General features: G+C 45.0%; 17 protein-coding genes. 15 read left to right on the top strand and 2 right to left on the bottom strand.

All coding sequences use genetic code 11. The features are described 5' to 3' along the window. The first annotated feature begins 15 nt into the window (after positions 1-15). The 8 genes from cysK to V6984_RS14905 all read left to right on the top strand — a co-directional run bounded on the left by cysK (position 16) and on the right by V6984_RS14905 (position 5,452). On the top strand, positions 16-945 hold the full coding sequence (gene cysK / locus V6984_RS14940) for a cysteine synthase A (RefSeq protein ID WP_342756410.1): 930 nt from the start codon (positions 16-18) through the stop codon (positions 943-945). A 441-nt stretch (positions 946-1,386) separates the two neighbouring features. Next, positions 1,387-1,638, top strand: coding sequence for a kinase to dihydroxyacetone kinase (locus tag V6984_RS14935; RefSeq protein WP_342756409.1), 252 nt, complete (start codon positions 1,387-1,389; stop codon positions 1,636-1,638). Positions 1,639-1,939: 301 nt separating this feature from the next. Next, positions 1,940-2,473, top strand: a complete 534-nt coding sequence (locus V6984_RS14930) for a DUF3877 family protein (RefSeq protein WP_342756408.1) — start codon at positions 1,940-1,942, stop codon at positions 2,471-2,473. Between the two features lie 14 nt (positions 2,474-2,487). Next, positions 2,488-3,111 carry a sugar O-acetyltransferase gene (locus V6984_RS14925; RefSeq protein WP_342756407.1) on the top strand — a complete coding sequence of 208 codons (624 nt, stop codon included), beginning with the start codon at positions 2,488-2,490 and terminating at the stop codon, positions 3,109-3,111. A gap of 66 nt (positions 3,112-3,177) precedes the next feature. Continuing rightward, a complete protein-coding gene (locus V6984_RS14920) occupies positions 3,178-3,627 on the top strand; it encodes an HIT family protein (RefSeq protein WP_342756406.1) in 450 nt (149 codons plus the stop codon). A 72-nt stretch (positions 3,628-3,699) separates the two neighbouring features. Beyond that, positions 3,700-3,864 carry a DUF6774 domain-containing protein gene (locus V6984_RS14915; protein ID WP_342756405.1) on the top strand — a complete coding sequence of 55 codons (165 nt, stop codon included), beginning with the start codon at positions 3,700-3,702 and terminating at the stop codon, positions 3,862-3,864. 158 nt (positions 3,865-4,022) lie between these two features. Further along, positions 4,023-4,784, top strand: a complete 762-nt coding sequence (locus V6984_RS14910) for a GerMN domain-containing protein (protein WP_342756404.1) — start codon at positions 4,023-4,025, stop codon at positions 4,782-4,784. 35 nt (positions 4,785-4,819) lie between these two features. After that, the gene (locus tag V6984_RS14905) at positions 4,820-5,452 is read left to right on the top strand and encodes a DUF4125 family protein (protein WP_342756403.1); all 633 of its coding nucleotides are present in this window, start codon (positions 4,820-4,822) and stop codon (positions 5,450-5,452) included. Positions 5,453-5,479: 27 nt separating this feature from the next. Here the strand turns inward: V6984_RS14905 and V6984_RS14900 are convergent, their stop codons facing one another. Continuing rightward, positions 5,480-6,184 (bottom strand): DUF6320 domain-containing protein, encoded by a 705-nt coding sequence (locus tag V6984_RS14900; RefSeq protein ID WP_342756402.1) that lies wholly within the window; start codon positions 6,182-6,184, stop codon positions 5,480-5,482. A gap of 11 nt (positions 6,185-6,195) precedes the next feature. Next, positions 6,196-7,503 carry an alcohol acetyltransferase gene (locus tag V6984_RS14895; RefSeq protein WP_342756401.1) on the bottom strand — a complete coding sequence of 436 codons (1,308 nt, stop codon included), beginning with the start codon at positions 7,501-7,503 and terminating at the stop codon, positions 6,196-6,198. A gap of 170 nt (positions 7,504-7,673) precedes the next feature. On the opposite strand from V6984_RS14895, the gene V6984_RS14890 reads away from it, so the two are divergent. From V6984_RS14890 to V6984_RS14860, 7 genes are all read left to right on the top strand, one after another. After that, on the top strand, positions 7,674-8,570 hold the full coding sequence (locus tag V6984_RS14890; protein WP_342756400.1) for an alpha/beta hydrolase: 897 nt from the start codon (positions 7,674-7,676) through the stop codon (positions 8,568-8,570). Positions 8,571-8,698: 128 nt separating this feature from the next. Beyond that, positions 8,699-9,706 (top strand): deoxyguanosinetriphosphate triphosphohydrolase, encoded by a 1,008-nt coding sequence (locus V6984_RS14885; RefSeq protein WP_342760021.1) that lies wholly within the window; start codon positions 8,699-8,701, stop codon positions 9,704-9,706. A gap of 57 nt (positions 9,707-9,763) precedes the next feature. Further along, positions 9,764-11,539 carry a DNA primase gene (dnaG, locus tag V6984_RS14880; protein WP_342760020.1) on the top strand — a complete coding sequence of 592 codons (1,776 nt, stop codon included), beginning with the start codon at positions 9,764-9,766 and terminating at the stop codon, positions 11,537-11,539. 40 nt (positions 11,540-11,579) lie between these two features. Next, positions 11,580-12,692 carry an RNA polymerase sigma factor RpoD gene (gene rpoD, locus V6984_RS14875; RefSeq protein ID WP_342756399.1) on the top strand — a complete coding sequence of 371 codons (1,113 nt, stop codon included), beginning with the start codon at positions 11,580-11,582 and terminating at the stop codon, positions 12,690-12,692. A gap of 12 nt (positions 12,693-12,704) precedes the next feature. Further along, positions 12,705-13,487, top strand: coding sequence for a class I SAM-dependent methyltransferase (locus V6984_RS14870; RefSeq protein WP_342756398.1), 783 nt, complete (start codon positions 12,705-12,707; stop codon positions 13,485-13,487). An 88-nt stretch (positions 13,488-13,575) separates the two neighbouring features. Next, positions 13,576-14,358: a Nif3-like dinuclear metal center hexameric protein gene (locus V6984_RS14865; RefSeq protein WP_342756397.1), complete on the top strand. Its 783-nt coding sequence runs from the start codon at positions 13,576-13,578 to the stop codon at positions 14,356-14,358. Positions 14,359-14,381: 23 nt separating this feature from the next. Then, positions 14,382-16,037 (top strand): nucleoside kinase, encoded by a 1,656-nt coding sequence (locus V6984_RS14860; protein ID WP_342760019.1) that lies wholly within the window; start codon positions 14,382-14,384, stop codon positions 16,035-16,037. Positions 16,038-16,059 lie beyond the last annotated feature (22 nt).

The following is a 16,059-nucleotide window of genomic DNA, read 5'->3' as shown; positions in this document are numbered from 1 at the left end:
AAGAAGGATTTTAATTTGAGTAAAGTTTATCATAACATTATAGAATTAATTGGAAATACTCCGTTATTGGAATATGAGAGAATCGAAAAGGAGTTGGGTACAAAGGGAAGACTGTTTGGTAAGCTGGAATGTTATAATCCTGGTGGAAGTGTCAAAGATCGAATTGCAATAAATATGATTGAAGCTGCTGAGAAAGCAGGAGAACTAAAACCGGGAGGGACAATTATAGAGAGCACGTCGGGCAATACGGGAATTGGTTTAGCAGCCATCGCGGCTGCAAAGGGATACAAATCTATTATCTGCATGCCGGAGAATATGTCAAAAGAAAGAGTCAGCCTACTGAAGGGATATGGTGCTGAGGTAGTTTTAACAAAAGCAGAAGACTATATGCCCGGTTCCAATAAAAAAGCAGAAGAAATACATGCTGAAACAGAAAATTCAGTGTATATCAGACAAGGGGAAAATCCCAATAATCCTGCAAAACATTATTGTACGACAGGTCCTGAAATCTGGGAAGCTTTGGACGGAAAGGTGGATGTGTTTTTAGCAGCAATAGGAACGGGAGGAACAATTACCGGAACGGGACATTTTCTTAAGGAAAAGAATCCCAATATTAAAATTATTGCTGTTGAGCCGGCGGCATCGCCCATCTTATCCGGAGGCAAACCGGGAGTACATAAGATACAGGGAATCGGGCCGGTAGCGCCTCCGGCGGTGCTCGATTTAAATGTATTTGATGAAGTCATTGACGTATCGGATGATGAAGCGTATGAGATGGCAAGATATTGCACCAGGACAGAAGGATTCTCGATTGGAATATCGGCGGGAGCAATCTTGTGGGCGGCTGTTCAAATTGCAAAAAAAGATGAGTATAAAGACAAAAACATAGTGTTTATACAGCCGGATAAAGGAGAAAGATATTTATCAAGCGGTTTGTATGACTAATATTCACTTTACATATCATAATGACAAAGTATATGGTTGATTTCCAGTTCGGCAGGAGATTTTTATAAGATAGTTAACGGTTATAGCGAATCGGCTTAGGCGTCAGGTTGACCTCATCCAGGGAACCACGCCTAAGCTGATTCGCTTTTCCTCATTGGATCACAATAATAAATGCTGGCATGCTGTATTGCTTGTCTGCGCCGAGCGCTGTATGTATTGTTTGACTTTAAGCCTTAAACAGAGCTATAATTTATTCAGTTATTAGTATGAAAAATAAGGAGTAATTAAACTGCTTAGTTATAGAAGGTGAAAGATGAGGCCGATATGGTTAAGCGGGAAGTGTTTCAAACGCTTTATATAAGCATTGATTCACAAGGCATGAGATAAGACTAATAGCTATGCATATCTGCTTGAAAATATAAATTTATGGAGGGAAATACAATGTTGGAATTTAAATATGATACACAGTTATTGATCGAAGGAAAAAATCTCGATGAAGATATCATTACTGATTATTTTACAAACAATTTTAATGGGGATTGTCTCTTGGCAGTGGGAGATGAAGAGCTCATTAAAATACATTTTCATACAAATGAGCCTTGGAAGGTATTGGAGTATTGCTCTTCGTTAGGTGAGATATATGATATTGTCGTTGAGGATATGGATAGACAGTCAAGGGGATTGCAAGGTTAATAGCTGCCGGTTTTATAAAAGTGAGAATAAAAAGGCATGGAAATAACTCAGAGTTGATAAAAAGAAGGTGTAAAGATGCCAGAGGGAATTATTATTTTCGGATCAGCCGGTTCTCCATGCATGAAGACACATAAAGAATGGGCCGATTCACTGCCTTGCAAAGTAATTCGTCTTAACGGAGAAGAGGAGTTAAATAAGAGCGCAGAGATAATAGTCAGGGAATTTTTTCTCATACTAAAATGTTGTCGATGAGGGTGAAATAGAGGCTTATGAAATCGGGATTTTTCCGGAGGAAATCAGGATGAGCTACGAGAAACTTGAAAAAAATATAATTGACATAATAAAAGAGGAGCAAGCCAAATTAGGATACCGGAAGGAAACGGTGCGGCTGTACTATCCGCTGCGCTCATTGAACCATTTTTTTGATGGAGAATACGACATTCGGCGAATGAAAGAATTATTGCAAGACTTTTGTGAGCGGGTAAAAGATAAATTAGGTGATATCCAAGTCACAAATGAAAAGGAAAGATTTTGCTTTGCCATTCCCGAAAAAGGAGTTGAATGCATCCATGATAACATGGGGAAGAACGAGTTTATAAGGGATTTGGTGGAAGCTGTACAAAAACATGGATGTACCATAGAAGATGTCGTACACGTGTTTTATAGCTATTCCCAAGATATTCATTATGAAAAAACGAATAACGGCGAATTCGATTATCTCATTTATTTCAAAGGCCAGCATCCGGACAGCTATTATTATTGCTTTACGGTAGAGGAGAACCATATGATATATCATCGATTTCTGCCGGAGGATTATGAAGATTTTGAATTTTAGACGGAGGATTACCTATGAAGGATGAACTCGAAAAATGTCTGAACGGAGAATGGTACGACTGCCATGCACCTATTTTTTTTGAATATAAGGAAAAAGCAAGGCGGCTGCTGAAGGAGTACAGTATTCTTGAATACAGCCAAAAGAAAGAAAAAAGAGCAGTGTTGGAACAGTTATTTGCCGGTATAGGTGAAAATGTTTCCGTCGGACTGCCGTTTATCTGCGATTACGGGCGTAACATCAGCATAGGAAGTAATGTTTCGATTAACATGAACTGTACCTTTGTCGACTGCAATAGGATAACGATCGGAAGCAATGTACTTATTGCCTCGAACGTTCAGATATATACAGCGTCTCATCCGGTAGAGCTTAGCGATAGGCTCACTCCGGATTGGAGCCCTGAAAGCGAAGAATATTTCTGCCGTACCTATGCACTTCCTGTTATTATCGGCGATGGCTGCTGGATTGGGGGTGGCGTCATTATTTTGCCTGGTGTTACTATCGGAGCGGGAACCGTTATTGGTGCAGGAAGCGTAGTGACAAAAAGCATACCTGATAATTGTGTTGCAGTGGGCAACCCTTGCAGAGTGATACGGAAAATAAATGATGCAACTGAGAGTGATACTAGTGTTGACATTTAATCAGAACTTCATTAGGAATCTATTAGAAAATAGAAATATGAAAGAGACTACAGAATGTGCGAATGTATGGTATGTGAGCGAATCAAGTTGATTTTGCAAGGAAATAATCCTAATTTTGTGCGAGAGCTTCAAACAGGATATGTGGTTATAGGTGATTATCAAAGATTTAAAGGCTATACGCTCTTTCTATGTAAGGAACATGCGACAGAGTTGCATTTCTTAGATCGGAACTTTAGGTATCTGTTTTTGCAGGAAATGTCATTGGTTGCAGAGGCTGTATACAACGCCTTTCATCCCCATAAACTCAACTATGAATTACTAGGCGCGGGGAATGCGGTCCATATGCATTGGCACTTTTTTCCGAGAAGAGGAGGAGACACGCCAGAGGCTGGCCCGGTATGGAAACTAAGTAAAGCGGAAATGTATGGGGAGGAGTATCTGCCGGACGAGCAAGAATTATTTGAGCTGAAAAAGAAGCTGGATGAAGAATTGACCAAGCTGCTCGACAAGCAGTAAATCAACTGAGCTGTTTTAGTTTTGTGTTATCACAATCGATTATGCCTCATATCATGTAGTAGAGGTGTTATTATGAATTCTTGTGAATTGGTTACTTTTATTTCTGCCGCTGCCTGCGCTATAAATAATTGCTGCGACAAGGATGAGGTCACAATGTTAGCGGCCATTTTTTCTCAGCTGGGCGATACGCTGTCCACAATACTTACCCATGATGAAATATGCAGTCAAAAGGAATGATCGGCCTTTTGGGCTGCATTTTTTGTCGAAGGTGTATTTTTGCGTTTTTCTCCGTCCTATGGTAAAATAAATCAAAGAATGACCGCAGAGGCTAATGCGGTCTCAGGGAGGAGAGTATGCGAGAAGGCAATACTCTGATTTAGGGAGTGAAGTAGAGTATGAAAAAGAGAAAATGGATGACACTGGCAATGCTGTTTGTAGGCGTGACATTTGCGGCGTGCGGCAATTCCGATAATTCCGAGGAGGCCGTCCCGGAGGTAATGCAGGCGGAGGATTCCTCTGCTGTGTCACCGGAGGAGGTAGGAGCCGAAGCCGGAATGGGAAGCATCGTGGATGAGCTTATAAGCCTCAGAGAAGATGTTCAGGCACAAGAGCAGGCTGCGGCTTCAGAAATGGAGCAGACAACAGATGAGACGATACCGCAGAACGAAGCGCAAAGCGGAGAAGCTGGACGCAGCGGCAAAGCGGCGGATTTACAAAGTGCGGTCGAATACGAAAATGATGTAACCGACTCACAGAATTTGCAGGAGCTGGTAATTTATTACAGCAACAGCAAGGCGGACGGTTTGGAAACCGAGACAGTACTTGTAGAGGAAGTAACTCCTGATGCCATCATAGGCTATCTGGCGGGACATAACATCGTTTCCATAGATACACGCGTGAACGGCTTTGAGGCGGAGGAGGAAAGCGGTCTCCTTCAGTTGGACCTTTCGAAAGCCTTCGGGGAATATTTAAAGACCATGGGCAGCAGCGGAGAAGCTGTAATTATGGCAGCGCTTACAGATACCTTCTTGCAGGCATATGAAGCGGAATCCATTCGAATCACAGTAGAGGGGGAAACGATAGAGACCGGCCATGCAGTATACGATGAGCCGCTGACATTTACGGAGTCCAAGCTTAGTACATCGTTTTCAAATTAGCTAGACCGATGAAAATTTATCCAAGGAGATAGCAGATGGCAGAAATTACGGAAAGAGAACAGTTGATTTTTGATATTGTACAAATTGAATGGGATATGTTTCAGAATGTCTATAATACCGGAGGAAGGGCTTCCTGCCAGGAGGATCCGGATACATTCTTCCGTATGAGAATGAGCCAGTGGATGGTCTATGCTGACGAAATACTACTGAGTTATATGGAGGATTTGAAAGCAGCTTACGAAGAAGGAAGGAACCTTCTGTTCGAGAAATATGCGAGAATGATGGAGGTTACATATCCGGAGGAATACGAGAGGGTAAAAGAATATATACCGGAAGTTTCCGAAAGCAAAAAGGAGATGGTGGAGGAGATGGTGGCAATCCATCTGGAATGGGATGATTATATGACTTCTCATTATCCTAATCTGAGGGAAAGAGGAAGAGTGGCTAAGACGCAGGAGGATTCTCTGGCAAGCGGTTCTTCCATGGAAAGCTATTTCAGAGGAGAGCTTCTGACCTATTCCGAGGAAACGGTAAGCTTGTTATGTGCCCAGACGAAAGAAGCCTATAAAAAGGGCGAAAATCTGGAGAAGCAGATTATTGAGAACGAAACGAAATTCTATGGTTATAAGAGCATCGAAGAGGCGGAGAAAAAGCATGGATTTTCATAGGAATTCATACGGAATTTCCTATGATATTTAAAAGTGCAGCCTTCTTCTGACCTCATCGCGCAGACGCCTCTTGGATAAAAGCGTAATGAGTGCAATAACAATAATGCTGCATGCGGTCAGAACCACGGCGGACCATGACAAGCCCAGCGGTTTTTGCAGGAGTCCGTCAATGAGAAGTTCGATGCCTGCACATAGAACTGCGACTTCTGCGAAAAAGTATAGCGTCGTAGTAATGAAAGAATTGGGAAATATACGAATCAGGAAAGTAAATATTTCGACCAACAATGTTACTAATGCCGTAATCGGCAAAGCGAGCAGCCAGAACCAGTCCGGAGAGGGGGTAAGGTAGGTAATCATGTACAAATACCCTCCGACAGCAATTCCGTCAAATAAAAGTGATAGATAAATGGGCAGCTTCGTGTATATGACGGCCGGAATAGCGAGTACGAAAAGAATAATACATATACCGATAATCAACAGCGACCACATGCTGCTATTGAATACCAGCAGATTAAGAAGCGCACAGCTTACAGAGGCAGCGCCGAGGACTACCGACAAAAGGATTCCCAAATCCTTTCTTTTTACGACCTCCACCTGCCCTTTTTCATGAGGGTAAGAGGAGGGGCGTTCCATTACCTTCAGCTCGCTTGGGTTGATGACTGGCGTATGGCAGAGCGGGCACTTTGGCAATTCCGCGTCCAATTCCACGCCGCAATTTACACAATATGACATATAATGACCTCCTATCGGTTGCTTTCTATTTTAACATGAATTCCATCCTGAACCAGCTTGCGGAAGAAGTACCTCTCCACGTCCGCCTCGATGATGCTGCTGGCGAAGTTGATAGTAAGGGTATCTTCGAAACTGGAAATAGCGCAGTTGGTACGGGAGGAAAAGGGTTGTCCCATATAAATATCAAACCGCTCGATATGCTGCTTCATATCTTCCGGTACCCTTAAGGCACCCATATTGGTTAGCCCTGCCGAAGAATTCTTATCCTGAATCTTCATGTAAAAAAGGCGGACGGTAAAATCTTTGATAAAAAGAGGAACGACGCGTATTACCGGATTCCGCTGAGTTGCCGCATTCGTGGTAATATCTCCCCTCAAAAATTTCTCATTGATATAATAACGCATATAATTGTGTACATGTACGACGATTTCATCGAAGGTATATTCCCCAAGCCTCGGGTCGATGGAGGGATATACCATGGTTATGAAATTACGCAGGGTCTTGGAAGGGAAAAAGCGCCTTAGATTGACGGGCATGGCGATTTTTACCGGACGCAGCTTCCAGTGCCATTCGTCCGCCTGCTTTTGCAGCAAAGCGTATAAAAGTGCGGAATTCAGATATTCCGTAATCGTAGCATGATATTTGGATGCAACATTCATGACTTCCTTCACGGACATGATACCGTCAATGATATTAAGCGTATAAAAGGGTTCCTTTGTGCCGCGTATCCGGTAAGTCTTTTCTCCGGGACGAGGCGGACATACCTTCGCATTGGCGTAACGCATGTAAGCGTCCTCCAGCTCTTCGGGATCAGGCTCCCCATCCACATCCAGAACGAAGCCGCCGCAGGAAATCTCATGCCCTAACAGACGTAAGTAAACCGCAGTAATGGTCTGCAGTACGCACATGCCGCCGCTGCCGTCCCCTAAGCTGTGATGTGCCTCCAGCGCGATGCGGCATTCGTGATAATAGATTCGGATCAAATAGCGATTATTGGCCTTGAAAGGCATGGGCATGCAGGGATTTTTGATGTCGGGCTGGACGAAGGGTCCAGGCCTGTTGTTCGGCTCCAGGTAGCGCCAGAACAGCCCCTTTCGGATTGCTACCTTGTAGGTGGGAAAGCGTTTCAGAGCAATATCCACCGCCTGCTGCAACACATCGGGACGTATAGTCTCCTTCAGCACCACGGAAAGCCGGTAAACAGAAGAGAAATCCTTACGCTGAAGGGTGGGATATACGATGGCGGACAGATCCAGCTTATACCAGGTCCGTTTCTCGCCTTTTTTATGCAGTGTGGTTTTGTTCTTGCGTACGGTCATACATATCTCCCGAAAATAGTGATAAGATTTATACTCTAATGTATAGAGTATACCACAAAATGCAAATTATGTGATAGAATTGACTTAAAAAAATGATAGATTATGGTTGCTATGAGTTACTGAGAACGGAGTGAACAGTAACAGACTATGAGAAAGGTATGGCGATTCATATGGCAAGGACGGAAAAAAGAAATCAGAATCTGATGAATCTTATCAAGCGTGTTCATAGTGTGGTGGAAAATGCGGATATCGAGAAGCATAGGCAGTCACAGGATTATTTCGGCGCTCTTTTGGGAAACAGTAAGGAAACTACCGTGAAGGCGGTTCGTGTCGGTGAGATGTACGGAGAATGGATTGCTGTAAATAGAACCCATATGAAAAAACATGTGATACTATACTGCCATGGCGGAGGTTACTCTACAGGCAGCAGTCAGTATGCCAGAACCTTGACTACAAAGCTGGCTATGTCAACCTCGATGGATGTGTTCAGCTTTGACTACAGGCTGGCGCCGGAGCACCCTTATCCTGCGGCAGTGGAAGATGCTGTAGCTGCATGGGACTATCTTATGCTCTTAGGTTATGGAGCCCGGGACGTGGTGATAGCGGGAGATTCGGCGGGAGGGAATCTGGCTCTCGCCCTTACCTTTAAATTAAAAGAAGAAGAAAGACTTCTGCCCAGAGGACTTGTTCTGATGTCTCCCTGGACAGACCTTACGTCTTCCGGAAAGTCCTACGAGAATAAAAAAGAGGTAGACCCTGTACTGGGCGAAGAGTATATCGGGCAGATGATACAAAATTATGCCTCCGGCCAGGATTTGGAAAATCCTTTGATTTCTCCGGTTTTTGGAGATTTTGAAGGTTTTCCCTCGACTTATATACAGGTGGGTGATAATGAAATGCTGCTAAACGACGCCACCTTGCTCCATAAGAAGATGGTAAAGGCCAATGTCCCTGTGAAAATCGATATATTCAAAGGGATGTGGCATGTGTTCCAAATGTCGCCCTTTAAGACAGCATATGAAGCTATGGATAAAAATGCGGAATTTATTTATGATATATGCCGTTAAAGTGCAAAACAAAAAAATAACTGTAAAATACAGAAAAAATAAAGGAATTTTTAAACGGGCCGAGAATATTTAATACAGTGGACGTTTTTGGTGTGACAGTGAAAGGTAGAGGTAAAAGCCGGGTGACCATTTTGATTCGAGAGAAAATGGAACAGTGGGAAAAAGAATATTTAAGTCCCTATGCATCATTAAGCATGAATTCCAGAGGCAGGCTGAGGGAGGAGGAGCAGTGTGACATCCGTCCGGTCTATCAGCGGGATAGGGACAGAATACTGCATAGTAAGGCATTCAGGCGTCTGAAAGATAAGACACAGGTCTTTTTAACGCCGGAGGGCGATCATTATAGAACGAGACTGACCCATACACTGGAAGTATCTCAAAATGCCCGCACCATTGCCAAGGCCCTTCGTATGAACGAGGATTTGGCAGAGGCCATTGCTTTAGGCCACGATTTGGGTCATACACCCTTCGGCCATGCGGGAGAGCGTGCCCTTGACAGAGTGTGCCCGTACGGTTTCTGTCACAGTGAACAAAGCGTCCGTACGGTTGACTGCTTAGAAAAGGATGGGCAGGGGCTTAATCTGACGGAGGAGGTCAGAGACGGGATCCGCAACCATCAGACAAAGGGAATGCCCTTTACATTGGAAGGAAAAATTGTCCGATTTTCGGATAAGATTGCATATATCCATCACGATATGGACGATGCTATTCGTGGCGGGATTTTGAAGGAGTCCGATGTTCCCGGGGAAATCGGAGAAGTAATCGGAAAGACCACGGGAGAGCGTCTGGACCATTTCATTCACGATTTGGTAACCACCAGCTATGACAGAGACGATATCATGATGTCGCCTCCGGTAGCCGAGGCTATGAAGAAGCTGAGAGAATTCATGTTTGAACGAGTGTACAAGAACAAGGAAGCTAAGAGCGAGGAGAAGAAAGCAGAGATGCTGATGGAGTCGCTTTATGAATATTATCTTCGTCATATGGAGCTTCTTCCGGGGCATCTTACCGCCCGGATGGAGGAGTATGGGGAGCCTGCTCAGATTATCGTGTGCGATTTCATCGGAGCAATGACGGACCGCTTCGCCATTGCCAAATATGAAGAGTTGTTCATACCGAAATCATGGCATTATTGAGCTTTAAGCGGCGTATAACTTTTTGAGATATATTTACAGATAAGAAGGGAAATGAGCGTGTACTATCCTGATGAGTTAGTTGAAGAAGTACGGTTGAAAAACGATATAGTAGATGTGATTTCCGGTTATGTGCGTTTGCAGAAAAAAGGGAGCAGCCATTTCGGTCTTTGTCCCTTTCATAATGAAAAATCCCCCTCCTTTTCCGTTTCGGGAAGCAAGCAGATGTATTATTGCTTCGGTTGCGGAGCGGGCGGAAATGTATTTACTTTTATTATGGAATATGAGAACTTTACTTTTCCTGAGGCGGTTAAGATGCTGGCGGACAGAGTGAAGGTGGATCTGCCCGAGATAGAATATTCGGAAGAGGTAAAGAAAAAGGAAGGCAAAAGAAATAAGCTGTTAGAAGTGAATAAAGAGGCGGCGAAATACTTTTATTATCAGCTCCGGTCCCAAAGGGGCAGCATAGGTTACCGCTATTTGGCGGACAGGCAGCTTAGCGACGAGATGATGAAAAAGTTCGGACTGGGTTTCTCCAATGTATCCAGCAACGACTTGGTACAATACCTGCGCACCAAGGGTTACCAGGACGAGCTGATACAAGAAGCGGGACTTGCGAGTTTCGATGAGAAATATGGAGTTCACGACAAGTTCTGGAACAGAGTCATGTTCCCCATTCAGGACATCAATCATAGAGTAATAGGCTTCGGCGGACGCGTGATGGGCGATGCCAAGCCGAAATACCTAAACTCGCCGGAGACGATGATTTTTGATAAAAGCCGCAATTTGTACGGTCTGAATTTCGCGAGAACCTCCAGACAGAGCAACATTATTCTTTGCGAAGGCTATATGGATGTTATCGCCATGCACCAAGCCGGATTTACACAGGCGGTAGCCTCCCTTGGAACAGCGTTTACTGCAGGGCAGGCGAATCTTCTGCGCCGTTATACGGAGGAAGTTCTGCTCGCCTATGACAACGACGGAGCAGGAGTGAATGCAGCGCTTCGGGCTATCTCCATATTGAAGGAAGTGGACTTGAGCGGTAAGGTACTCAATCTGGAACCCTATAAGGACCCGGATGAATTCATTAAGAATCTGGGAACGGAAGCGTTTCGGCAGAGGATGGAAGAGGCGGAGAACAGTTTTTTCTTCGAGCTTCGCATCATGGAAAAGGAATATAACCTAAAGGACCCGGAATCCAAGACCAAATTCCATAGGGAGATCGCAAAGAAGCTGTGCGGGTTTCCTGAGGAGGTGGAACGGGAGAATTACATAGAAGCGGTGGCGGATAAATATAACATAGGTTTTGATAATCTCAGGAAGCTGGTAACCTCCTATGCGGCGCAGACAGGGCTGGTAAGTCCGATTGTTCGCCCCAAGTCCGGAATCGTAGAGAAGAAGAATACGCCGGAAGAGAACCGGAAGAAGTCACAGAGGCTTCTTATCACATGGATTGCGGAGGAACCGGAGGTATTTGCGAAAATTGTAAAATATATATCTCCCGAGGATTTTACGGAGGAGCTGTACCGGAAAGTAGCGGACAAGCTGTTCGAGGGCCTGGAGCAGGGGAAGCTGAATCCGGCTTATATCATCAGCCTTTTTACGGATGAAGAGGACCAGCGTGAGGTGGCTGCGCTTTTTAATACCAAGCTGGAGGAGCTGGAGACGAAACAGGAGAGGGAAAAGGCTTTCCACGATATCGTTTATACTGTAAAAAAGAATAGCTATGAATATTATTCCGGCAGGCTTGGTGCCGACGTAAGTTCGTTAAAGCAGGTAATTGCGGGAAAAAAAGCGTTGGAAGAACTTAGCAAAACGCATATTTCTTTAGATTAAAGATAATACTATGACTACATGAGGAAGGATGGAACCTAAAATGGATGAAAACACACAAGCAAAGTTTGATGAGCATTTGAAGGAGCTCTTAGGCGCTGCTAAAAAGAAAAAGAATGTACTGGAGTATCAGGAGATTAATGATTTCTTCGCCGACATGGCGCTGGAAGAGGAACATTTCGATAAAATAATGGAAACTCTGGAACAGAATAACGTGGATGTACTTCGCATCACGGAGGAGGATGACGTGGATGACGAGGAGATTATCCTCACGGAGGAGGATGAGGTCGATGTGGAGAATATCGATCTTACTGTTCCGGATGGCATCAGCATCGAGGATCCTGTCAGAATGTATCTGAAGGAAATCGGTAAGGTTCCCCTTCTGAGCGCAGAGGAGGAAATCGAGCTGGCGAAGAAGATGGAGATGGGTGATGATGAGGCGAAAAAGCGTCTTGCGGAGGCGAATCTTCGTCTCGTTGTCAGCATAGCCAAGAGGTATGTGGGCCGCGGTATGCTTTTTCTCGATTTAATTCAGGAGGGCAATCTTGGCCTTATTAAGGCTGTGGAAAAATTCGATTATAGAAAAGGATACAAATTCTCTACCTATGCGACGTGGTGGATTCGCCAGGCGATTACAAGAGCTATAGCCGATCAGGCGAGAACGATTCGAATTCCTGTCCACATGGTGGAGACAATCAATAAGCTGATTCGTGTCAGCAGACAGCTCCTTCAGGAATTGGGCAGAGAGCCTTCTCCGGAAGAAATAGCTGAGGAAATGAATATGCCGGTGGACAGGGTAAGAGAGATCCTCAAAATTTCCCAGGAACCGGTTTCCTTGGAAACCCCTATCGGCGAAGAAGAAGACAGCCATCTGGGCGATTTCATTCAGGACGATAACGTGCCGGTCCCCGCGGATGCGGCGGCTTTTACTTTATTAAAGGAGCAGCTTGTGGAGGTTCTTGGCACCTTGACGGAAAGAGAACAAAAGGTGCTTCGCCTTCGCTTCGGTTTGGATGACGGACGTGCCAGAACGCTGGAGGAGGTCGGAAAGGAATTCAATGTTACCAGAGAGCGAATCAGACAGATAGAAGCGAAAGCGCTTCGTAAGCTTCGACATCCCAGCAGAAGCCGCAAGCTGAAAGATTACTTGGATTAATCGGATAAAAGCATGAATCTTAAGGGAAATTTAAATGTTGATTTACGGCCCAGGGAAGTCGGGCTGTCGGATAGAATGCTCTGCGTAGCCGGCATGGTGACAAAGGGAAATGTTGTGTGCGACGTAGGCTGCGACCATGGATTCGTACCCATATATCTGGTAAAAAACGGAATTAGCCCGAGGGCATTGGCTATGGATGTGGGAAAAGGCCCCCTGGAGGCTGCAAATGAGCATATAAAAGAGTATGCTTTGACAGACTACATAGAAACCAGATTGTCCGACGGAGTAACGGCTTTGCGCCGGGGAGAAGCGGACACCTTGATTTGTGCGGGAATGGGCGGCAAATTGATGAAGCGGATCATGGAAGAAGGAAAGGACAAGATACGCTTTATGCAGGAGGTGATTTTGCAGCCTCAGTCGGAGATACAAGGCATAAGGGAATTTTTGCGAAAGCAGGACTATCATATAATGGATGAGGACATGATTTTGGAGGACCGCAAATATTATCCGGTCATCAAAGCTTGTCCCGGGACGGGGAAGGACGAAGACTCAGCTTTACAGCCGGTGAACAGGCGGGTGTCAGATAAATATGGTCCTATCCTTTTAGAGAAAAGGAATCCGGTGCTTCACGGATTTCTCATGAAAGAACGTGCGTTATGCGAGGAAATTCTTGCCGGCCTTAAAAAGGCAGCCGGAGGGAATGAACAGCAAAGCAGCAGACGGGATAGAAGGCAGAAAGAAATAGAAGGCAGAATAAAGGATATTGATTCGGCGCTTTCTTATTTTTTATTCTGATTAACAGTATGAATGCCGGTTTATGTGCCGGTATGAATGCCAGAGCCGGAATCTGTATGCAGAAAGCGCACGGGAAAGGCAGCTGTATATGAGATGTGATAAAATCATAGAAAGCCTGGAACGGCTTTCGCCCTCTTCCTTTGCGGAAAGCTGGGATAACGTAGGGCTCCTTGCGGGGAGAGCGGATAAGGAAGTGAGCAGACTATGTATCGCGCTGGATGCTACCGACGAGGTAATAGACGAGGCAGTGCGTGTGGGAGCGGATATGCTTCTGACCCATCATCCGCTTATATTCTCTCCTATGAAAAAAATTACGGCGGAGGATTTCATCGGACGCAGACTGATAAAGCTGCTGCAGAATGATATCAGCTATTATGCCATGCACACGAATTTCGACGTAATGGGAATGGCGGACGCGGCGGCGGACGAGCTTGGACTAAAAGACAGGCAGGTGCTTGACATTACCTATGAGGATGAAATTGCAAAAGAAGGACTGGGCAGGTATGGAAGGCTTATTCAGATTATGACGCTGGAGGAGTGTGCTTCCTTTGTAAAAGAAACCTTTGAACTAGAGCATGTAAAAATATACGGGGAGCAGGATACGCCTATCGAATGGGCGGCAGTGTCACCGGGTTCCGGCAAAACCATGATAAAGCCTGCGGTATCGGCGGGAGTGGAGGTGCTCATTACCGGAGATATCGAGCACCACGAGGGGCTGGATGCGATGGCGCAGGGACTTGCGATCATAGATGCCGGACATTTCGGCTTGGAGAAGATATTTATTCCGTATATGAAGGAATATATTAGAAGAGAGCTGCCGCAGCTTACCGTATTTGCAGCGAAGGAAAAGAATCCGTTTTGGATATTATAGGCAGCAGGATTTTGGAGGACAGCATGGTTACAGTTATGATAGACGGTGAGAAGAGACGATATGAAGAGGGTATCTCGTACGAGGAAATCGCGAAGGAATACCAGAGCCGGTATCAACAAAAGATTGGTCTTATAACCGCCGATGGAAAGATAAGGGAATTGATTAAGGAAGTGAAGAAGGACTGTGAGCTGACCTTCATCACTTTGGGCGATCCGGTAGGACATAAAACCTACGTTCGCACGGCAATCATGCTGCTGATTAAGGCGCTTAGGGATGTTGCGGGACAAGATATGCTTAGGAAAATCAAGGTGGAATTCGCCATCGGTCCCGGTTATTATTGCAGTATTGACGGTGATTTCAAAATAGAATCCGAGTTTATCCGCAGGCTGAACGAGAGAATGCGAAAGCTGGCAGAGGAGAATATACCGATTACAAAGAAGTCTTATCCGATTAACGAAGCCATGGAAATCTTCCGGGGACAGAATATGAAGGATAAGGAAAAGCTGTTCCGTTACCGTAGAAGCTCTTATGTGAACGTATATTGTCTGGACGGTTATTACGACTATTATTACGGTTATATGCTTCCCAGCACCGGCTATGTTAAATATTTTGAGGTGTTTGCTTACGAGGATGGACTGATGCTCCTCCTTCCTGAACAGCAGGTGCCTGATAAGCTTCCGATGATGGAACCCAGAGAAAAGTTGTTCGAGACCTTGAAAAAATCGGATGAATGGGGTATCATGGTGGGTGTCGACACTGTAGGAGACTTAAACGACCAGATTTGCATGGGGAATATCAACGATTTAATACTCGTTCAGGAGGCGCTTCAAGAGCGGAGAATCGGCGAAATAGCCAAGGACATTGTGAAGCGCCAAGGCGTAAAGTTCGTAATGATCGCGGGTCCGTCATCCTCGGGAAAGACGACCTTTTCACACAGACTGTCCATTCAGCTTCGCACATATGGCCTGACTCCTCATCCCATCGGCCTTGATGATTATTTCGTCAACCGGGATAATACGCCTATAGACGAGAATGGAGATTATAATTTCGAATGCCTGGAAGCGATAGATGTCGAGCAGTTCAATGAGGATATGACGAGATTGCTTAGAGGAGAGACGGTGGAACTGCCGAGCTTCAACTTTAAGACGGGGCTGCGGGAATATCGGGGAGACTATAAAAAGCTTGGGCCGGAGGATGTCCTTGTAATAGAAGGAATCCACGGACTGAACGGAGATACGTCTTATTCTCTGCCGGATGAAAGCAAGTACAAGATTTATATCAGTGCCTTGACGAGTATCAATATCGACGAGCACAATAGGATTCCAACCACGGATGGCAGACTTCTGCGGCGTATGGTGAGAGATGCCCGGACGAGGGGAGCTTCGGCAAAGCGAACGATAGAGATGTGGAACTCCGTCAGAAAGGGCGAAGAGAAATATATTTTTCCGTTTCAGGAAAGTGCAGATGCTATGTTTAATTCTGCATTGATTTACGAGCTGGCAATTTTGAAGCAATATGCGGAGCCTCTTTTATTTGGAATAGAAAAGGGTGAACCCGAATATTATGAAGCGAAGAGGCTTTTAAAATTTTTAGAATATTTTATCGGTGTGAGCAGTGAAAACCTCCCGAAGAATTCCATTTGCCGAGAATTCGTAGGAGGGAGCTGTTTCCATGTTTAATGCGTGGAATATGCTATATAAG

Origin of the sequence: Kineothrix sp. IPX-CK, from assembly GCF_039134705.1 — a bacterium.
Taxonomy (GTDB): domain Bacteria; phylum Bacillota; class Clostridia; order Lachnospirales; family Lachnospiraceae; genus Kineothrix; species Kineothrix sedimenti.
This window is presented reverse-complemented; position numbering and strand designations above follow the sequence as displayed.